This is a genomic window from Saccharospirillum sp. HFRX-2, assembly GCF_043196805.1.
In the GTDB taxonomy this organism is placed as follows: Bacteria; Pseudomonadota; Gammaproteobacteria; order Pseudomonadales; family Natronospirillaceae; genus Saccharospirillum.
In genome coordinates, this window is record NZ_JBEBMU010000008.1 from 56,529 (window position 1) to 76,181 (window position 19,653).

The following is a 19,653-nucleotide window of genomic DNA, read 5'->3' on the forward strand; positions in this document are numbered from 1 at the left end:
GCGTCAGCGCCGCGAAGCGGGTGGTTCCATGCGAACAGCATGGAAACGAGCCCATCCTCTACTGAACAAACCAGAGGATGATGCCCGAGCAAGACAAGGTTTGTTCAAACGTTATCCGCCCGTAGCTCAGCTGGATAGAGCGCTGCCCTCCGGAGGCAGAGGTCTGAGGTTCGAATCCTCTCGGGCGGGCCAAACATAAAAAAGCCCCGCCATGTGCGGGGCTTTTTTATGTTCGCTCGTCCCGAGTCGGACGACAAAGCTGTCGGGAACAGCTTTGCGCGAAGCCCGAAGGGTGAGCATCAGGACGATGCGAACAGAACCTCAGCCAGGTTCAATAAAAGAGCACCTATCTAGCCCATCACTCAATTATGCGGCCGAATCAGAATCTTCCCCCGAGCGTGACCAGCAGCAATCTTCTCCAACGCCATACGTGCATCAGACAATTTAAAGCTGGAATCAATAACGGTTTGCAGTCGACCAGCGCTGAACTGCTGGATGGCCTCGGGCAGATAAGGCGTCGCCGTTGCGAAAAACACAAATTCACCAGGGTGGCCGTCCTGTGCTGCGATATTGAAATCCACCAGCGAGACAATGCGACCACCCGGACGCAGCGTCGACCAGGATGCGGCCAGGGTATCGCCGCCAATGGTGTCGAGTACCAGGTCGATATCGTGAACGCCATCCAGCGTCTGGGTGCGGTAATCAATCACCTCATCCGCGCCCAGGCTTTTTACCAATTCAGTGTTGTGCGCCGAGGCGGTCGCTATGACATGGCAACCTTGGTGATGAGCCAACTGAACTGCCATGCTGCCAACCCCACCCGCTCCGGCATGAATCAACACCCGTTGCTTGGCTTGTAACTGGCCGACATCGAACAGCGCCTGCTGTGCCGTGCCAAAGGAAGTTGGCAAGGTCGCGGCCTGCTCAAAACTCATCTGTGCCGGAATAACGCTGAGTTCTGCCGCGGCAATGATGAGGTTTCGGGCGAAGGCACCGCCGTTGTTCGGGCTGGTGCGTCCGACGACGCGATCACCAGGTTTCAGGTGATCCACCTGGTGACCAACGGCTTCGATTACACCGCTGAAATCGGTACCGGGAATGTATGGCAAGGTGACCGGAAAAACCGATTGCATATAGCCGGCGATGATTTTGACATCCAGCGGATTGACGCCGGCCGCTTCGACACGCACCAGCACTTCCTCGGCTTGTGGGGCGGGCAACGCAACGGCCTCGTAGGTCATCATATCGGCGCCGCCAAATTCATTAATCAAGATAGCTTGCATAAGAAACTCCAGAGTAATTTGGCTGTGGATCAGGCTTGGGCAGGGAATTGGCCGAGCTGGTTGAACAGGCCGAACCAGTCTTCCAGGTGCCAGGTGGTGGTTATTTTTCCGTCGTTGAGTGTGTGGAACTCATGAATGCGGAAACTGACCGCTTTGCCGGTGGCGGCAATGCCAAAAAATTCGCCTTGATGGGTGCCGGTTATGTCTGCGCGAACGCTGACCTTGCCGGGTTCCTGAATGATGTCATTGATGACGATCTGAACATCGGGAAAGCCTTGGGCAACGCTCTGGATGATCGGTTTTATGCCATTCGGGCCGGGTTCCTGCCCCGGACCGAGCGGAATATTATCCCAGTTCGTGGCCAGTACTTGATCGACCAGTTCAGGGTTCTTGTCACTGAAGGCCTGGTAGAACGTTTCGACGACTTGGCGTTCGTTGCGTAACTGTTGTTCACGATTAATGGTTGTCGCTGTCATGAATAATCTCGCGCTCCGTTGAGTGGGATTGCGATTATTCGGCCGCGAGATAGAATCCGTCTAACAAATAAACGATATAGATGATTATTTGATATATGGATTTTCATGGCATCGACCTGAACTTGCTAGTGGCCTTTGACGCCCTGATGAATGAACGCAATGTCACCCGTGCGGCAGCCCGGGTGGGGGTCAGCCAACCGGCCATGAGCGCTGCCTTAGCGCGGCTGCGCAAGCTCTTCGGTGATGTGCTTTTTGCTCGCAGCGCCGACGGTTTGTTGCCGACACCACGAGCCCGGGATCTGGCCTTGCCGATCTCACAAGCGCTGCGTCAGTTAGAAACCAGTCTGGTGGACAAGCCCGAGTTCGAGCCTGAGCAGGCGTCGGTGGTGTTCAAGCTGGGTTTATCCGATTACCCGGCCCATGTGCTGCTGCCGCCTTTGTTGCAGGCGCTGGCCGAGCAAGCGCCCGGCGTATCCTTGAATGTCTATGCTTTTAACGATCGCGACGATGCCGTGGCGATGCTCGACAGTGGCCAGATCGACGTCGCCGTCGGTGTGCCACCGACTCACGCTGACGGCCGAATTCTGCATCGCACTGTATTGACCGACGACTTCGTTACCCTGATTGCTCAGGATCATCCCGCCGCCCGACACGCTCTGACCCTGGAGTCCTATTTGCAGCTGCGCCACGTTCTGGTTTCTCCAGAAGGTGAATTGCACGGCCATGTTGATCACGCTCTGGTACAGCAGGGGCAACGTCGGGACCTGGCGATGACGCTGCCGCATATGTTTGCCGTGCCAGCTGTTATTGCCCGCACCCAACTGACCGCCACACTGTTGAAACGGGTTGTTACCGGCGCTTCAGACAGCCACAAACTGGTGCTGTTCCCCCCGCCGGTCACCCTGCCGCAGATTGCCTTTGATCTGATCTGGCATCGACGCGGCGATACCCATAGCGCCCAGCAGTGGTTCAGAGGTTTGATCGATAAAATTGCCGCTGCAGTGTGAGCGGCAGGTCAGGTGTAAACGCTGTCGTAATTCTTAGTCTCCAGCCAACACATCCTGCCATTCCCGATGCCGCCCAATCTGCGCTTTGGCAAAGGGACACAGCGGAATAATCGACACCCCTTCAGCCCGCGCATCCTCGACCGCTCTTTGTACCAGCCGTACGCCAACTTTCTGGCCGCGCAAAGCGTCGGGCACTTCGGTGTGATCGATGATGATCATGGTGTCGCTGACGCGGCTGTAGGTCAGTTCGGCTTCAACGCCTTCGACCACGACAAAATAGCGCCCTTTGGTTTCGCCCACCTGGCGTTGAATGGGTTCATTGCCTGTAGCCATTTTTGTTCCCTCATCAGTTGTGTTGGTTGTTATTCCGGCAGTGGAATGAATTCGTCGCGATCATCGACCGGCAGATCAAAACGGCCCTGACCCCAGTTCGCGGCTTGCCAGTCGGCCTTGGCCTGCTCGATGCGTTCTTGCGATGACGCCACAAAATTCCACCAGATATAACGCGGGCCGGGCAGGGTCGCGCCGCCGAGGATCATGATGCGCGCGCCAGCCGGGCCTGCAGCAACGCTGATGGCATCGCCAGGTCGGAACACCATCATCTGGCCTTCGCTGTAATCCTGGCCGGCCACGGAGACGGAGCCTTCAACAATATAGAGGCCGCGGTCTTCGTGGTTATCGGGCATCGGCAGGCGACTGCCGGGGCTGAGAATGGCGTCGGCGTAAAAGGTTTCCGAGAGCATCTTCGCCGGCGCCGATTCGCCGTAAGCGTCGCCCAGAATCAGCCGCACGGTAACGCCGCTGTCTTCAATCAAGGGCAGCAAGGCTTTGCCGTAATGCTCGAAGCTGGGTGCTGCATCTTCAAATTCTTCCGGCAGGGCCAGCCAGGTCTGAATGCCGAACAGGCTGTTCGGGCCGCTGCGGGCGGCTTCGCTGGTGCGTTCGGAATGAGTGACGCCACGGCCGGCGACCATCCAGTTCAGTTCGCCCGGATGAATAATTTGATCGGCGCCAGTGCTGTCGCGATGGTGAAAATCGCCCTGGAACAGATAGGTCACAGTACCTAATCCAATGTGCGGGTGCGGCCGCACGTCGACGCCCTGGCCGGTTAAGAACTCAGCCGGTCCGGCCTGATCGAAAAAAATAAAAGGCCCGACCATTTGTCGTTTCGGCGCGGGCAAGGCGCGCCGCACTTCGAAATCACCCAGATCCCGGGCGCGTGGAATGATCAGGGTTTCGATGGCGTCAGCGCCAACCTTGTCGGGGCAGCCAGGCGTTAAAGCAGGGTTCCAGCTCATAGCGGCATCCTTTGCGTCAGGGTGATAGCCGTGTCCATTGGCGTACGCTTGAGCGTGCGCCCGGACGCTAAGCCATCATCATGGAACCTGGCGGGTGCAGCCGCTAGTCCCGCAATGCGCTTATCGGTGTCGCTGAAACGGGAACGCTCAGAGCGTGCGTCCCCAGAGTTCCGGGTTGTTGTTGAAGTGTTCGATCAGCAGTTCGGTGAGCACCCGCACCTTGCGTGGCGAATGCTGGCCAGGCGGGCGTACCACATAGGCACCACCGGACCGCACCGAGTACTGCGTCAAAACCGGAACCAGAGCGCCCGTCGCCAAATGGTCGTGAGTCAGGCAGTCGGGCAGGCTGGCGATGCCCAGTCCAGCGGCCGCCGCAGCGGTAAGGGCGACGCCATTGTCGGCCTTGAAGCGCCCTTGCGGTTGCACCGTGATCAGCTTGTCGCCATCCAGTAAGTGCCAGCTTTCGGTGCCCTGCAACAAGGCTTGGTGCTGGGCAAGCTCGGCCAGGGTTTGGGGGACGCCATGCGCTTCAATATAGCTGGGGCTCGCGACCAGTTTGCCGGTAATAGGCCCAATGCGCCGGGCCACCAGGTCGGAATCCGGCAGGTGGCCGACGCGAATGGCGCAGTCGAAACCTTCGGCGATCAGATCCGCAAAGCGGTCGCTGTAGGAGGCCTGCACCTGAAGTTGCGGATGTTGATGTGCCAGCTCAGCCAACACCGGCGCAAAATGCGTCGGGCCGAACGATAACGGCATGGCGATTCTCAACCGGCCGCGCAGCTCACCGCTGGGCGAAAGGGTGTCTTTCGCTATTTCCAGCTCGGCACCAATGCGCGCCGCATGTTCGCGAAAGGTGACCCCGGCTTCGCTCAGGGCTGCGCCTCTAGTGGTCCGCACCAACAGCTGCACACCGAGTTCTGCCTCGAGTTTGAACAGCCGGCGACTGACGATCGACTTCGACACATCCAGCCGTCGCGCGGCCGCTGAAATACCCCCGGCGTCGGCCACTTCGACAAAGGTTTGCAGGTCTTCGATATCCAATTGGGTGTTCCCTGTTGCGGCACGCAGACAGTTAATAAGGTGCGCTATCGTAGCGGATTCCGGAACGGTGAAGTAGCCAAGGGTCAATCCGTCAACACCGCCGGGCAAAGCCCCGCAGATAGCAGGGCTTTCTTAGTGGGCGTTCCTCTGTGTTAGCAGCGCCTCGCCGCCGGCGGTCTTATTGATCCGTCTGCTTATCCAGAAACTCTTTATCCAGAAATTCCCGAATCACCGGAATAATCTCATCGCCGTGGGTCTCCAGCGCAAAATGGCCAGTGTCGTAAAAACGGATGTCTGCCTGCGGAATATCACGCTTCCAGGCTTCGGCACCAGGCGGCAGGAAGAACGGATCGTGCTTGCCCCAAACGGCCAGCAGTGGTGGCTGGTAGTTACGGAAATAAGTCTGAAATTCCGGATACTTCTCTACGTTGGTGGCATAGGTGAGCAGCAGGTCGAGCTGAATGTCGGCCATACCCGGCTGCGAAATCTGCGCGCCTTCCAGAGTGTAGGCATCGGGCGATACCAGGCGGGTGTCCGGTACGCCTTCAACATACTGCCATTTGATGGATTCGGGCGTCGGAAAGTCGTTTAGGGCCGCACGATTTTCCGCGCTCGGGTCGTTCCAGTATTTCTGAATCGGCTTCCAACCATCGGATAAACCTTCTTCATAGGCATTACCGTTCTGCGAAATGATGGCGGTGATTTTCTCCGGGTGATTCACCGCCAAACGCCAGCCCACGGGCGCACCATAGTCGTGCACGGCGATGGCGAAGCGATCGAGTTTTTTCTGCGCAATAAATTGTTCAACCGTTTTGGTGAGGTTGGCGAAGCTGTATTCGTAGTCACCACGCTTGGGTGATTTGGTAAAGCCGAAGGCGGGCAAATCCAGCGCAATCAGATGGTACTTGTCGGCCAGTGCCGCTATGACATCGCGCCACATATAAGAAGAAGCCGCAAAGCCGTGCAGCAGCAGAACGGTGGGCGCTGAGGGGTTACCGGCTTCACGATAAAACAGCTCTACCTCGCCGACGGTTTCAAACTGATAACGGACGGTGGTCATATCTGGGTCCTTGGTAACCATTAAAAATGAGTTTTGAAGGTTATCAAGGTTTGGAGTAACCTGTCAAAAGTGAAATTAAAGGTTACTTTTATGAGTACTGACACGACCCCTTATTTTATCGCCAGTAACCTGGCGCTCGACTTCATCAATACCCGCTTTGGCGTCGGCGATGAGCAGCAGGAATGCCTGATCGATGACGACAGCGTTGTCGATTGGCTGCAACAAGCCGGCGTGCTGGAAGCCGATTTTGCGCAAGCGCCTGCCCCGGGCCTGGTTCGGCTGGCCCGCGAATTGCGCGACAACCTGCGTGATCTGCTCGATGCAGCCCGCCGTGGTGAAGCGGCCGAGGCATCGGTGGTGAATCAGATATTGGAACGAGGTAATCCACTGGAGTCGTTGGTCTGGCAGGCACAGCAAAAGGCATTCGTACGCCAGCAACATCGGCGTGATGACCATGCCGAAAGCCTGTTACAGCCGGTGGCGCAAGCCGCGGTTCAGTTACTGACGGAAGAGAATTTACAGCTGGTGAAAGAATGCGAAGCGCCGGATTGCGTGTTGCTGTTTCACGATCAAACCAAGTCGCATCGCCGCCGCTGGTGCAGTATGGCGACCTGTGGGAATCGTATGAAGGCGGCCTCGCATCGAGCCAGAATGAACGCCGGTTGAATTTGAGCTTTTTATTTCAGGATGAGACAAGTTGTCTAGGTTATATGGCTCATAGCAGGGTTGAGAACAGAGAACGCTTGAGTGAACGTTGGGTAGCAGCCATGGGCGAAAATTTGCGCGACAGCTGAGCGATCAGGCTGGGGAAATATTTTTTTCTATGATCAATGTCTTCTCAGCCCAACGACTGTAATTGATGTAAGAACGTTAGCTCCTTACCGTTTTTACTGAGCCAGTGCCATTGGCTCTGAGTTGAGTCGATCCAACGCCAACCCAACACTGCGTTTGTCAAATATCTTCAGCTTGCGTTGGGCCGCGCTTGAGTCGCTGGGCCATTGGCTAATACCCATCATGACCGAATCGGGTTCAGCTTTGGTATCTGTGCGAACCAATAACCAATCTACAGTCGCCAGCAGTTCCATGCCAAAAGGTGATTCGAATCCATCAATCAAGTGAGTGGCTTTATCCAGTGCTGGTAAGTAATTCTTTGCTTCTGTTTTAAGGTACAATGCCAAGGTGTCGCGTTTGGAATCGTTGAACCAGATAGTATCGAAAGCATCGCAGTCGCTGATGCGTTTATTGCATTTCAAATAGCTGCCATCGAGTTTGTCGATGAGATGACGCAAGCGGTCCGCATAGGGGCCGTAGCGATTGGCTTGAAAGTCTAACCGCAGCGGATTCTCCAACCCTTCTGATTCAATAGCTCGTTCTAAAAACCAAGCCAGTTTTTGAATTTCCACCAAGCTGCATTCCATACCCAACACCCAGTAGCGACGAACCAGCTCTGCTATAAGGGCACGGGCGGGTGTAAGTTTTTCGACGCCTTTTGGCTTAGCCACGTTTTGGTATTTTTCGGTAGGCTCATAAACGATGATTTCAACACCATCAAGATCGGATAAGGCTTGCTCGATGTGCGGTTTTACTTCGCTCCAGTTAAGCCCACCGTTACCGGCGCCTAAAGGTGGCAAGGCGATGGACCGAATGTTGTTTGCTTGAATAACTTGGCGCAGGTCGTTTAGCCCGTCGATAATCCAAGACATCTTGGATTTAGTACGCCAATGCTGCTTGGTCGGGAAGTTGATGATCCAGCGTGGCCCCATTAGTTCACCAGTACTGGTAGCAAACATCTTGCCAGTGACTACCTCTCCGGCTTTACAGGCTTTGCTATAGGCATCCGTATTGGCAGGAAAGCGGTCTTTGAACATCAGCGCGATGCCCTTGCCCATAACACCAACGGTATTGACCGTATTTACCAGGGCTTCTACCTCTGCTTCCAGCAGATTGCCTTTTGTATAGGTGATCATGGTTGGTTCCTCAGAAATACCATTGCGGAATGCTACGGATATCCAGCGTAACACCTGTTTGACGGGCTTGCTGCCTTACAGCCTGTTCAATTCCTTTGGTGTAACAGACTACGCCGATTAGGGCATCTATGGGCAACTGCCGGTGTATCAACGCCTCAGCCTGATAGCGCTCGACTTTCTCCGGGTCATCCGGGTCACGCCGGAAATCGCGCTGTTGCAGCAATGGCCAGTCAATCTCGCTAAGGCAGTCTACCCTATTGTAATAGTGGGCGGTGACTGGGTAAGCATGCCGGTCTGTAAAGACAAAGGGCAGGCCCAGTGCCGAGATCTTATGCAGGCTGGATACCAAAATGACAATGTCATCATTCATCACCTGACGAACGCCACCTTGCCCGGTGTGTATGTTATACAGCATGGGCGAAAAAGGGGTGAAGTAGAACGGGACATAGTCGTTCAGGACGCCACCCGGTGCGATGGGGACGCCCCGATGAGCGCGGCGGTTAATCAGCTCTTCATTGCCAATGGTCACCCAGCTGGATGAGCGTGTAGTGGTGTTCCCAGCATGCAGGCCGTTAGCAAGAATCCACGGCAGGTTCTGGCGGTGGGTGATCCGCCAAATTAGGGCTTTATTTGGGTTTAAGTTCCTATAGACCGTCAACAGAACATTCCCCTGTTTGTAACAACATCGATGACCAGGTCTTGATCCGATACCGCAGCGGCAATGGTTGCTCTAATATTTTCTGTAGGTACAAAAAATTTGAAAAAGTCTCTTACGGAGACGACCTCGGGCGAAATACACTCAGCCATACAAACGCTTTTGCAGTTAGCATCACTGTAATCGCGGCACTGCATGGTATCCCAATCGATCAAAGCAAAACCTTCGTCGTAATCATAGACTTCTGGTGAATGGCCGGATAGTGGGTGCCTGGGAATGACTTTCCAGTTTCTCGCTTTTGCGATTGATCTTCTGACGGAGATTAAAACGAACTCTTCATCGGGTCGATCCCTTTGTACCCGCCCATCGAAAGGATTTTTGGCAAACCAGTGAAAAGGTACGTAATCCTGTAAGTGATGTATTTCTCGGCCCTGCAGAATTTCTACATTGGCAACATCGTGAAAGGTCTCAAGGGCCGATCGAGGGAGTAAACCACCCTCTAATATGGAGCTTACGTTGTTCAAACTAGTAAGATGGTAAATCAGTTTTTGTTCTTTAATTGATGGCATATCGAAAATCCTTTCTTGAGTTTTTATTGCGAAAGGTTTCTATGTCGATACTTCTTGATCATCGCTTATATCATCTACCTAAGCTTTCATCTTGCTGGCAAGTGGGTCATGCATTAGTCCGCATTTTTTCTTATTTGGTTTTTTTTCTAATATAGAACTTTTTAATCCGAAATTTCAGTTCTCGCCTATGATTTTTTGCTAGCTAACATCAAACGCTCAAACCTTTTCAGGGTTCCAGGCTTTAACGTACAGGCCTACCACTTCCCAAGGTTCGTTCCATGGGGCTCTAGGCGGTACGCAGAAACACTGCCGGAGTGTTGTCTGAATCGTTTAGTTCGATGGCGATATCGTCTTCGCTTATACCCAGAGCCGTGAATTGCTGACGTAAGGCTTCACGGTATTCGTCGAACAAGTCACTGATACGTTTCAAAAACAATATGCCAAAGATGTATTCTTTGTAGTCGCTAGCGTCCATGCTGCCACATAGGTCGTCGCCGGTGCGCAGTAGTAAGTTTTCAAGATGAAAGAGTGTGCGCCTCATTGAATGGCCTTAAGACGCGCAATGGCGGTGAGTCTCAAGCACTTGCTAGGCATCCAGACCGGTCACCCCACCCCCAAAACATCCACCTCAACCTCCAACTGATGCGCCCCACCCCCATTCATCACACCCTTCAACGGCGTGACATCACCATAGTCCCGTCCCCAGCCCAGCGTTAAATAGCGTTCGTCCGGCAAACTGCCGTTAGTCGGGTCAATATCGAGCCAGCCCCAGCCGGGAATAAAGACACTGAGCCAGGCGTGGCTGGCGTCAGCGCCGAGCAGTTTTTGCTGGCCCGGCGGTGGCAGGGTTTCCAGGTAACCGCTGACGTAACGCGCCGGTAAGCCGATGGAGCGCAGCGCGCCGATGGCAAGGTGGGCGAAGTCCTGGCAGACGCCTTTCTTTTGCTGCAACACTTCAGCGACGGGCGTCGCCAGGGTGCTGAAGCCAGGGTCATATTGGAAGTCGTTAAAGATGCGTTCATTAAAATCGAGCACGGCGTCGAGCAGCGGTCGTTGTGTAGTAAAGGATTCCAGCGCGAAGTTCTTCAGTTCCGGGCTGTGACGAACGAAAGGCGAGTCGAGCGTGTACAGTCGCGCTTCCTGGCAATCGGCGTCGCCCGCGTCGCTGGCCTGGGATTGGGGGGTTAATTGCTCGACGGCGCCTTCCCAAGGCACTTCGCAGGCGTCGCCGCCGGGCTTGGGTCGCGCTTCGGTGGTGACCAGACTGTGGGCGGTTACTTCCAGGCTGTCGTGAATATCCTGGATGGCGAAATAGGCAACGCGGTTGCCAAAAAAATCGCGCCGTTCGTGTTGGCGCAGCGGCGCTGGGCTAATGGTCAGTCGCGTCTGGGTGCAACGTTGCCAGTCGAGGTTGCGCGGCAATAGACGAGCTTCGTTATGGCTCAGGGTGACCGAGCTGCTGTAGCGATAGCGCGTGGTGTGGCGGAGTTGATATTTCACGAGGCACTTCCTTGCACGGCCACCAATTGCTTGGGTTGTTCGGCATGGCTGAAATAGCTGTTGGAAATCGCATCGGTTAACGCATAGAGCGGTGCGACCACTTCATTCAATAAATTCTCCAGCGCCCGGCGTGCTTTGGCGCTTTGTTCCAGATCGCTCAGGCTGTCTAAATCGACCAGATGCAAATGGCTGTTGGCCTGAATAATCAGCCGCGTTTCGCGCGAACGGAAGGGCGTATTTTCCGGGTGCGGCAGTTGCTCGATCTGGCGTTGCAAACGGCCCAGCATATAGCCGACGGAGCGCGGGTTGGTTTCGTCGAACAGCAGTAAATCGAGGATCGCCGTTGGGTAGAGTTGCGAACGATAACGACGCCGATAGACGGTTAAATTATCGGTTGCCGAGAGCACTCTTTCCCACAACTCGGGGCCAGGGTTTTGCGCATGTATCATCGACAGTTTCAGTAGCTCGACAGTGGCAATGCAGCGCTCGGTGATGCGCCCGATGTCCATAAAACGCCAGCCAAAATGATGCGGCATGGTTTCGTTGCACAAGCCAAACACCGCCGCCACCAGGGTGATGATTTCTTCCAGGCTGTGTTGCGCCGCACTGGCGCCTTGCAGCGTCGGCAGGTTGTGCACTTTCTGGCGCAGGGTGTTGAGGGTGCGCCAGGCATCGTCACCTAAATGATCACGTACCGCGCGGCCATTGTGCAGCAGCGAGTGAAACAGCCAGGGCAGATCGGCATCGGTTCGCGCGACATCGAGCAGCGCGGTGCGCAACGCGCTGAATTGACGAATGCCGCCGGCGGGATCCTCTGCTTCCGGTTCCTGATTGGGGTTTACATCGGTTGGCAGCGGTAGTTTTAAAGCGGTGAATAAATCCGGTAATAAGGTTTCATCAAGCCGCCACTGGCCTTGTTCGACCAGGCACACCAGACTTTCGCGTAACAACCGGGAACGGTTGTCGAGGCGTTCGCCATAGCGACCAATCCAGAATAAATTCTCAGCAACCCGGCTGGGCAAATCGGAGCCATCGCGCGTGACCAATAAACTTTTTTGGGCGCGTTGCAACAAACTGATGTGTGGCTGTACCACCGGTGACAATACCCAGACATCTTTCACCGTTCGGCTGTCCATCGGTGCGGTGCCCGGCTCGGCCACCCAGGCCAGGCCGCCGGGCATAATGCGGTGGCGTTGCGTCGAATCGGCATCGTCGCCGGGGTCGGCCAGGGCGAAGAAACGCAGACAGACGGGCTGGGGTTTAATGCTGTTGGATGTTTGGTCGTAACTGGGTGAGGTGGCCGAGATCAACGGTTGTTCGGCGACAAAAAAATGCGGCGCGTCGGTTATCGTCTGACGCAGTTGCTCACGTTCGCTGTCGTTCAAAAGATCGGGCCGGATAACAGCTTCGGCATCGCGCACATCGCGAATGCGCCAGGGCGATAAATCGCCTAGTACGGCTTCGCGCGCCTGGGCTAAACCACACCACAACAGAGGTCGTCCGGCTAGCTTCAAGGGCTCGCCTAACAGGTGACGACACAGCGCCGGCAGGAAGGCAGCGAGCGCCGGATGTTCGAGCACACCCACACCCAAACCATTGGCGATGGCGACTTCGCCGCGTCGTGCCGCCTGCATTAAACCGGGTACACCGAGCAGCGAATCACCGCGTAATTCGAGTGGGTCACACCAGGGATCGGTGATCTGCCGGACGATGACATCGACGGTTTTTAAACCGCCTAAGGTACGCATCGCCACGCGGCCATCGCGGACCACCAAGTCGCTGCCTTCGACCAAGGAGAAATTCATATAGTTGGCGAGCCAGGCGTGTTCAAAATATCCCGGACTGCCCGGCCCCGGAGTCAGCAGCACAATGTTGGGCGCATCACGATGCGGCCGCGCCAGTTCGGCCAGACAACGATGAAAGTTTTGCAGAAAACCGGCCAGACGATGCAGCGGCGCATCGCGATACAGACGCGACAAAGCCCGCGCCAACACCACCCGGTTTTCCAGCGCGTAACCGACGCCGGAACTGGCTTGGGTCCAGTCGCCCAGCACACGCCATTGACCGTGGTAGTCACGCATCACATCCATGCCCTGGAACAGCACATGCGGCCGGTCGGCATCGCTGCCGTTATCGGCGGCGGCGAATAACCAGCCGGGATGACTGAACACCAGCTCGGCCGGCAGAATACCATCGCGTATCACGCTGCGTTCGCCGTACAGATCGGCGACCAGTCGCTCCAGCAGACGGGCGCGTTGGCGCAGGCCGGCTTCGAGAATGTCCCAGCTTTGTGGGGTGATGACATAAGGAATGGGGTCGAGCTGCCAGGAGCGCATCTTGCGCACGTCGTCTTCATAGGCGTTAAAGGTGACGCCGTTTTCGTAGAGCAAATCCTGCGCTTCCAGCGCCATTTGCTGAAAGCCGTCCAGGCCCAGTTCGTTGAATTCTTCGATCAAGGGTTGCCAGCGTGAGCGCACCTTGCCTTCGGCGTTGACCAGATCGTCGTAGGTATCGTTGAGTTCACTGCGCTGGCGCTGGTAATTGGCGAGCAAACTTTCGGACAGGCTGAGGGTCTTGGCCGGACTGGACATGGCAGATAGGTTCCGCTGGACGATCGATCATCGGTTTGTGGATACTGGCTTGGTGTTGAAAGTGCTTGTGTTTGCGCTGCCAACGTCCTCATGATAGCTGATAAACCCACGGCATCCGACTGAGTATTAGATGCGATTGTTTCACTGCGAACATTGCGATCAACGACTCTATTTCGATAACACCCGTTGCGTTCAATGTGGCACTCCTCAGGGCTTCGACCCTGAAACCCTGTCCATGCGTACCTTTTCTGCCGATACCTTACGCCCGTGCCACAATCGCGATGCCGGCGTGTGCAACTGGCTGCTGCCGGCCGACTCCCACGACATCTATTGCCTGTCTTGCCGCCTGACCATGGTCATTCCCGACCTCGGTGTCGACGGCAACGTTCAGCTTTGGGCTGATATGGAAGCGGAAAAGCGCCGCTTGATCTACAGCCTGCTGCGGCTCAATTTTCGATTGGAGTCGCGTCATCAGGATCCGGTGAATGGTCTGGGTTTTCGTTTTATGGCCGATGCAGTCGACGGCGACAGCGAGCGCGTGCTCACCGGTCATCTCGATGGCGTTATCACCCTGAATATTGCCGAAGCGGATCCCGTGGTGCGTGAAACCATGCGCCGGCAGATGGCAGAGCCTTATCGCACCATTTTAGGGCATTTTCGCCACGAAGCCGGTCATTACTACTGGCAGCAGTTGATCAGCAAAACGCCTTGGCTGAACGACTTTCGGCGTCGCTTTGGCGATGAACGCCAGGACTACGCCAAGGCGCTGGAGCGTCAGTACCAGCAAGGTCCCACTCCCGATTGGCAGCAGTATTACATCAGCGCCTACGCCAATTCGCACCCCTGGGAAGACTGGGCTGAAACCTGGGCGCATTACCTGCATATGGTCGACACCCTGGAAACCGCCTATGAGTTCGGCTTAACCACGGCACCGCGTGTGGCGGCTTCTTACATGACGGAAGTGCAGTTGTTCACCGACCCCTACCAGAACTTCCAATTTGAACAGCTTATCGCCCAGTGGCTGCCGCTGACGGCCGCCTTGAACAGCCTGAATCACAGCATGGGCTACGATGATGTGTACCCCTTTAATCTATCGGCAACGGTCATCGACAAGTTATCGATGGTGCATGCCGTGATTCATCAGTATCCGCCGGGAGGTTAACCGCAAGCGAACTGGCGCAGCTCTTGCTCTGCTCTTGATATGAGTGGAGAACCCGTTCGGTGGTATCACCGAACTGGACACCAACGGCCGCTGGCAACAGATGGCGGTAGGGACACAGGAGAGGTCTATGAGCAAAATACAGTGGTCCGAATACGCCTGCGATGGCTTCTACGATGAACTGCTGGCCGGGCCCGGAGAACCGCATCCGGCGGCGGCGATGCTCTGTGATTATCTGGCAGAACTGGGTGGCCGGGAGCTGGCTGAATTAAAGAACGCCGCCGAAGTCGCCATCCAGGTGATGGGCATCACCTTCACCGTTTATTCCGAAGGCAGCATGATCGATCGCGCCTGGCCGTTCGACATTGTGCCGCGCATTATTCCGCTGGCCGAATGGAAGAAAACCGAAGCCGGTTTGAAGCAACGCGTCCAGGCGCTGAACTTGTTTATCGACGATCTGTACCACGACCAGCGCATCATCAAAGACAAAATTCTGCCCGCCGAAGTGCTTGAGCAATCGGTGAACTTCCGCCAGCAATGCGTGGGTATTAATCCGCCGAATAATATCTGGGCGCATATCTGCGGTTCCGACATCGTGCGCGACAAAGACGGCACCCTCTATGTGCTGGAAGACAATTTGCGCGTGCCGTCCGGCGTCTCCTACATGCTGGAAAACCGCAACGTCACCAAACGTATTCTGCCCGAGCTGTTCCAGACGGGACGCATTCAACCGGTCGACGACTACACCGGCCAGTTGTACGACATGCTGGTATCGATGTCGCCGCGCCCGGGCGACGACCCGCAAGTGGTGGTGATGACGCCGGGCATCTACAACTCGGCCTATTTCGAGCACTCTTATTTAGCGCAACAGATGGGCGTCGAACTGGTGGAAGGTTCGGACTTAGTGGTCGATGACGACGACGTGGTGCACATGCTCACCGTCGATGGATTGAAACGCGTCGATGTTATTTACCGCCGCGTCGACGACCTCTTTCTCGACCCCGAAGTCTTTAATCCTGAATCGGCCTTAGGCGTACCGGGTTTGATGCGCGCCTGGCGCAGCGGCAAGGTAGCGCTGGTGAACGCACCGGGTGCCGGCGTGGCCGACGACAAAGTGGTCTACGCCTTTGTGCCCGACATCATCCGCTATTACCTCAGCGAAGAACCGCTGCTCGCTAACGTGCCCAGCTATCTGTGTATGCGCGACGACGACCGCCAATACGTGCTCGATAACCTCGACAAACTGGTGGTGAAACCGGCCAACGAATCCGGCGGTTACGGAATGCTGGTCGGCCCGCATGCGACCAAAAAAGAACGCGCCGCCTTTGCCGAATTGATTAAAGCCAATCCACGCAACTATATGGCGCAACCGACGCTGAATTTATCGACCACCCCAACGTTGATTGAAGACCGCTTAGAGCCGCGCCACGTCGACTTACGGCCGTTTATTTTATCGGGTAAGAACAGTACAGAGGTGACCACCGGTGGCTTAACGCGCGTGGCACTGACCGAAGGCTCGCTGGTGGTCAATTCTTCGCAAGGCGGTGGCAGTAAAGACACCTGGATTGTCGATCTGAAATAACTATATCAAGCAATCGGGGCGCAAACCCCGGCTGGAGGAGAAGGCTTATGCTGTCTCGTGTGGCTGAAAATATTTACTGGTTGGCGCGTTACCTGGAACGCGCTGAAGACACCGCCCGGCTGATTAACGTCACCAGCAATCTGTTGCTCGATTTTCCGCGCAACACCCGGCTGGATTGGGATTCACTGGTGGTGATCAGCGGCGCCGAAGAACTCTTTGATGAACATTATGAAACCCGCAGTGCCGACAACGTTTTGAACTTTTTGTGTGTCGATCAACACTACTCCGGCTCGATCATTTCCTCCCTCGACGCTGCCCGCGAAAACCTGCGTACCACCCGCGACATTTTGCCGCGGGAAATCTGGGAAGAATTGAATACGCTCTATCTCGATATGCATCGCCATGCCGAAAGTGGTATCACCTCGCGCAAACGCGACACCATCATGAAACGCATTATCCGCAGTTGCCAAACCATCAACGGCGTTATCGAAGGCTCACTCAGCCACACCCAGGTGCACACCTTTTTAATGCTCGGCCGCAACCTCGAACGCGGCGACATGACCACACGCATTATCGACGTCCGTTCGGCGAATTTGTTACCGCGCAACACCGACGACCTCACGCCTTTTGAAGGTCTGCAATGGATGAGTGTGCTGAAATCGCTGACCGGTTATCAGATGTATCGTCAACAAGTACGGTTGCGCGTGAAAGGCCCCGACGTCTTGCGTTTTTTGTTACAGGATGAATATTTTCCACGCTCGGTGGCATCTTGTTTAGGCCAGCTTTCTTTTGAACTGGAGGACCTGCCTGGCCACGATGAAGCCCAGGCCCTGGTGGATAAAACGCTCTCACTGCTGATCAACGCCAAGCTGGTATCGCTGGCCTATGAACCCGATTTACTGCACGACTTTGTCGATGAATTGCAGATCAGCTTTAACGAACTGCATCAGGCCATTGCCGACCAGTATTTCAGTGGCGCCTATCGCGGGCAGAGTCAAAGCCAGAGTGTGGCTTAACTTGGCTGGAGGAAAGGCTGACCTTAGGTGTGCCTGCTTACATCAGTATCCAGTGACCTTGCTGACCGAAAATCACCTCGTACTGGCAGCAAGGCGTGCACCCAAGGCGACGAACAGTGCGCCAAGGCCACGGTCCATCCATAAACCAAGGCGCTGATTTTGCCGGAAGAAAGCCCCTAACTTAGAACCCGCCAAAACCAAAGGTGGCTCTATAAAGGCGGCCACAACAATGATCAACACGCCGTGTAAGAACAATTGAGCCGTTGCCGGGCCCGCACCTTCCACAACAAACTGAGGCAGAAAGGCAAGGAAGAAAACGGCTACTTTTGGGTTGAGAGCGGAAACAAGAATGCCTTGCCAATAGATCGACAGCATCTGTTGATGGCGGTTGCCTTCTTTGGATATAAAAGCGTCGCCACGAGACATCAGCATTTTTACTCCAAGCCAGACCAGATAGGCCGCACCGATCCACTTAACAACTGAGAACGCTAAGGCGGAAGTCGCAACGATGGCAGAAAGGCCTACCGCTGCCATCACAACATGCAAACCAGCACCGGTCCAAATACCCAACATCGCGGCAAACCCGAACCGACGTCCGTTGCGCAAAGTCTGCCCTAAAATAAAGGCGATATCCGGGCCGGGAGATAAATTCAGAAGCGTCGCCGCTGCAAGAAATGTCATCCAGTGAACCAGACTGTAATCAAACATAGCGCGTCCCTTTTTATTGTCATTTTTGCAACCGCAGCTAACAGTGAACTGCCAAAAGATTGTATTAGCTGCCCGTTAAGTTAGGCGATCCGTTTGCCTATTATCTAAGCACTGACACCTGCCGCAAATAGCCGATACCCAATTGGATCAGATGCGCAGTAAAGTCGTCCTGGCGTTCAATTGGCATGGCTCCCGTCAGCATCATCTGAACCGGCCCGACCATAGCGCCGGTGAAGATTGCGGCCGCTAAATCAGGCTCTTCGAACCGTGCATCAGAGCAGTGGCGCAGCAGGTTAGCAATGGCTTGCTTACCTCGTTCGTTTGCCCTGGTCACTATGGCATCGCTTTCTTCGTCGGAAGGCAGCATATAGAGCGCACGCGATACGTCTGGACGTTCCATCTTTACCGCGACAAAGGCCGAGGTGATACCGCACCCTATGGCTTCGAGCGGCTGACCATTCAGCTCATCGCAAACGCTTTCGATCGCCTGAATAATTTTTTCCAGATGCTGATTCAAAACGGCCAGCAGTAGCGCCTGTTTGTTGGGATAGTATTGATAGATAGACCCGACCGACACGCCAGCGCGCTCGGCTATTCGAGCAGTGGTCAGATAGGCAGCGCCCTGGGTTACCAAAACCTGAATAGTGGCTTCAAGAATGACCTGAACGGTCGCCTGAGAACGCGCCTGAGTCGGCGATTTCCGGGGCTTTTTTGCAACTTTAGTAACCATCTTGGAACGCGACTAATAAACCTGAAGGATTCGTCACATACTAGCTGTGAAAGCACTGTTTGGGAATCCAACGATGAAAAAGACTGCATTAATAACCGGCGCCACATCCGGTTTGGGTTTGGCCTTGGTTAAGCAACTGGTCCGTCACAAAGACATTCATTTCATTCTGCCGGTGCGCGATATAAAGCGGGGCCAGCAATTGGTGAGTACCTTCTCTGGCGCACAACAAGAACGCATCCGTTTGTTGGAGATGGACTTAGCCGATTTGGCGACTGTTCGAGCCGCTGCCGACTCACTGCACACACCCATTGATATCCTGATATTCAACGCTGGCGTGCAGTCCGCCGAGACAACCATCTACACCAAAGATAATCTCGAGCAAACCTTTGCCGTGAATCATCTGGCGCACTTTGTGCTGCTGCGAAAACTTGAGAACCTGCTGACTGACGAGGCGATTATTGGCTGGGTGGGAAGCGGGACTCATCATCCTGAACTCGCCAAAGCATTCGGTTTTACCGGGGCGCATTACCGAGATCCAGAACTGCTTGCCAAAGGGCAGTACCACAGTGAAGCCAATACCAGACAATCGAGCCGAGATGCTTATGCGACATCGAAAGGTTTGAATATTTTTATGGCCCGATACTTAGCGTCGCGCGGCTCATCGCGCTCTTACTTTGCCATTGATCCGGGCTTAATGCCGGGTACTGGCTTGGCTCGTGAAGGCAGCTTGGGTTTGAGGTTGGCATGGAAGTATGTGTTACCCATGGCGGCCAAGTTTATGAAGGGCACCAGTACACCGAAGCGGTCAGCGGCAATGCTGGCGCGAGTTCTGCTGAAGGACAAAAAAATCACCTCCGGCGACTATGTGGAATACACAGGTCATTTGCTCGAACCCTTTATGCCGCAGGACGAAACTGCTTATGGTCAGCGTTTGTTCGACTACAGTGATGGTTTTGTCGCGCCGGGGAGTTAATGATCTGGTTGATCCTGGCGCTGTCTTTCTGCTCGATG

At 55.1% G+C, this 19,653-nt stretch carries 20 protein-coding genes and 1 tRNA gene; 7 read left to right on the forward strand and 14 right to left on the reverse strand.

What is annotated here, in order from left to right:
- The first annotated feature begins 115 nt into the window (after nt 1–115).
- Nucleotides 116–192, forward strand: a tRNA-Arg gene (locus ABMA60_RS15305).
- 170 nt (nt 193–362) lie between these two features.
- Here ABMA60_RS15305 and ABMA60_RS15310 read toward each other — a convergent pair.
- Together ABMA60_RS15310 and ABMA60_RS15315 are read right to left on the reverse strand one after the other, a co-directional pair.
- A complete protein-coding gene (locus ABMA60_RS15310) occupies nt 363–1,283 on the reverse strand; it encodes an NADP-dependent oxidoreductase (RefSeq protein WP_392804755.1) in 921 nt (306 codons plus the stop codon).
- Between the two features lie 29 nt (nt 1,284–1,312).
- On the reverse strand, nt 1,313–1,759 hold the full coding sequence (locus ABMA60_RS15315) for an ester cyclase (RefSeq protein ID WP_392804758.1): 447 nt from the start codon (nt 1,757–1,759) through the stop codon (nt 1,313–1,315).
- Nucleotides 1,760–1,854: 95 nt separating this feature from the next.
- On the opposite strand from ABMA60_RS15315, the gene ABMA60_RS15320 reads away from it, so the two are divergent.
- Nucleotides 1,855–2,766: a LysR family transcriptional regulator gene (locus ABMA60_RS15320; RefSeq protein WP_392804761.1), complete on the forward strand. Its 912-nt coding sequence runs from the start codon at nt 1,855–1,857 to the stop codon at nt 2,764–2,766.
- Nucleotides 2,767–2,799: 33 nt separating this feature from the next.
- Here the strand turns inward: ABMA60_RS15320 and ABMA60_RS15325 are convergent, their stop codons facing one another.
- The 4 genes from ABMA60_RS15325 to ABMA60_RS15340 form a co-directional block, all read right to left on the reverse strand.
- Nucleotides 2,800–3,099, reverse strand: a complete 300-nt coding sequence (locus tag ABMA60_RS15325; protein ID WP_392804764.1) for a GNAT family N-acetyltransferase — start codon at nt 3,097–3,099, stop codon at nt 2,800–2,802.
- A gap of 29 nt (nt 3,100–3,128) precedes the next feature.
- Nucleotides 3,129–4,064 carry a pirin family protein gene (locus ABMA60_RS15330; protein ID WP_392804767.1) on the reverse strand — a complete coding sequence of 312 codons (936 nt, stop codon included), beginning with the start codon at nt 4,062–4,064 and terminating at the stop codon, nt 3,129–3,131.
- 147 nt (nt 4,065–4,211) lie between these two features.
- Complete coding sequence (locus ABMA60_RS15335; RefSeq protein WP_392804770.1) at nt 4,212–5,105, reverse strand: LysR family transcriptional regulator; 894 nt, start codon at nt 5,103–5,105, stop codon at nt 4,212–4,214.
- Nucleotides 5,106–5,283: 178 nt separating this feature from the next.
- Nucleotides 5,284–6,165 (reverse strand): alpha/beta fold hydrolase, encoded by an 882-nt coding sequence (locus tag ABMA60_RS15340; protein ID WP_392804773.1) that lies wholly within the window; start codon nt 6,163–6,165, stop codon nt 5,284–5,286.
- Nucleotides 6,166–6,255: 90 nt separating this feature from the next.
- Here ABMA60_RS15340 and ABMA60_RS15345 point away from each other — a divergent pair, with 90 nt between their 5' ends.
- Nucleotides 6,256–6,831: a CGNR zinc finger domain-containing protein gene (locus ABMA60_RS15345; RefSeq protein ID WP_392804775.1), complete on the forward strand. Its 576-nt coding sequence runs from the start codon at nt 6,256–6,258 to the stop codon at nt 6,829–6,831.
- A 221-nt stretch (nt 6,832–7,052) separates the two neighbouring features.
- On the opposite strand, the gene ABMA60_RS15350 is transcribed toward ABMA60_RS15345, so the two are convergent.
- The 6 genes from ABMA60_RS15350 to ABMA60_RS15375 all read right to left on the reverse strand — a co-directional run bounded on the left by ABMA60_RS15350 (nt 7,053) and on the right by ABMA60_RS15375 (nt 13,447).
- Nucleotides 7,053–8,132, reverse strand: coding sequence for a macro domain-containing protein (locus tag ABMA60_RS15350; protein ID WP_392804778.1), 1,080 nt, complete (start codon nt 8,130–8,132; stop codon nt 7,053–7,055).
- Between the two features lie 10 nt (nt 8,133–8,142).
- A complete protein-coding gene (locus ABMA60_RS15355) occupies nt 8,143–8,790 on the reverse strand; it encodes a DUF4433 domain-containing protein (RefSeq protein ID WP_392804780.1) in 648 nt (215 codons plus the stop codon).
- Nucleotides 8,787–9,356: a DarT ssDNA thymidine ADP-ribosyltransferase family protein gene (locus tag ABMA60_RS15360; RefSeq protein WP_392804782.1), complete on the reverse strand. Its 570-nt coding sequence runs from the start codon at nt 9,354–9,356 to the stop codon at nt 8,787–8,789. Before ABMA60_RS15360 ends, ABMA60_RS15355 begins: the two co-directional genes overlap by 4 nt.
- Before the next feature lie 286 nt (nt 9,357–9,642).
- Nucleotides 9,643–9,897, reverse strand: a complete 255-nt coding sequence (locus tag ABMA60_RS15365) for a type I restriction-modification system subunit M N-terminal domain-containing protein (protein WP_392804785.1) — start codon at nt 9,895–9,897, stop codon at nt 9,643–9,645.
- Nucleotides 9,898–9,959: 62 nt separating this feature from the next.
- Nucleotides 9,960–10,856, reverse strand: a complete 897-nt coding sequence (locus ABMA60_RS15370; protein WP_392804787.1) for a transglutaminase N-terminal domain-containing protein — start codon at nt 10,854–10,856, stop codon at nt 9,960–9,962.
- Nucleotides 10,853–13,447: a circularly permuted type 2 ATP-grasp protein gene (locus ABMA60_RS15375; protein ID WP_392804790.1), complete on the reverse strand. Its 2,595-nt coding sequence runs from the start codon at nt 13,445–13,447 to the stop codon at nt 10,853–10,855. Before ABMA60_RS15375 ends, ABMA60_RS15370 begins: the two co-directional genes overlap by 4 nt.
- A gap of 130 nt (nt 13,448–13,577) precedes the next feature.
- Between ABMA60_RS15375 and ABMA60_RS15380 the strand changes: the two genes are divergently transcribed.
- The 3 genes from ABMA60_RS15380 (at nt 13,578) to ABMA60_RS15390 (ending at nt 17,204) form a co-directional block, all read left to right on the forward strand.
- On the forward strand, nt 13,578–14,609 hold the full coding sequence (locus ABMA60_RS15380) for a putative zinc-binding metallopeptidase (protein WP_392804792.1): 1,032 nt from the start codon (nt 13,578–13,580) through the stop codon (nt 14,607–14,609).
- A 127-nt stretch (nt 14,610–14,736) separates the two neighbouring features.
- On the forward strand, nt 14,737–16,188 hold the full coding sequence (locus ABMA60_RS15385) for a circularly permuted type 2 ATP-grasp protein (protein ID WP_392804794.1): 1,452 nt from the start codon (nt 14,737–14,739) through the stop codon (nt 16,186–16,188).
- A 47-nt stretch (nt 16,189–16,235) separates the two neighbouring features.
- Nucleotides 16,236–17,204: an alpha-E domain-containing protein gene (locus ABMA60_RS15390; RefSeq protein WP_392804797.1), complete on the forward strand. Its 969-nt coding sequence runs from the start codon at nt 16,236–16,238 to the stop codon at nt 17,202–17,204.
- Nucleotides 17,205–17,276: 72 nt separating this feature from the next.
- Here the strand turns inward: ABMA60_RS15390 and ABMA60_RS15395 are convergent, their stop codons facing one another.
- Together ABMA60_RS15395 and ABMA60_RS15400 are read right to left on the reverse strand one after the other, a co-directional pair.
- A complete protein-coding gene (locus ABMA60_RS15395) occupies nt 17,277–17,912 on the reverse strand; it encodes a LysE family translocator (protein WP_392804800.1) in 636 nt (211 codons plus the stop codon).
- A 100-nt stretch (nt 17,913–18,012) separates the two neighbouring features.
- Nucleotides 18,013–18,642 (reverse strand): TetR/AcrR family transcriptional regulator, encoded by a 630-nt coding sequence (locus ABMA60_RS15400; protein ID WP_392804802.1) that lies wholly within the window; start codon nt 18,640–18,642, stop codon nt 18,013–18,015.
- A 73-nt stretch (nt 18,643–18,715) separates the two neighbouring features.
- Between ABMA60_RS15400 and ABMA60_RS15405 the strand changes: the two genes are divergently transcribed.
- Nucleotides 18,716–19,615 (forward strand): SDR family NAD(P)-dependent oxidoreductase, encoded by a 900-nt coding sequence (locus tag ABMA60_RS15405; RefSeq protein WP_392804805.1) that lies wholly within the window; start codon nt 18,716–18,718, stop codon nt 19,613–19,615.
- Nucleotides 19,616–19,653 lie beyond the last annotated feature (38 nt).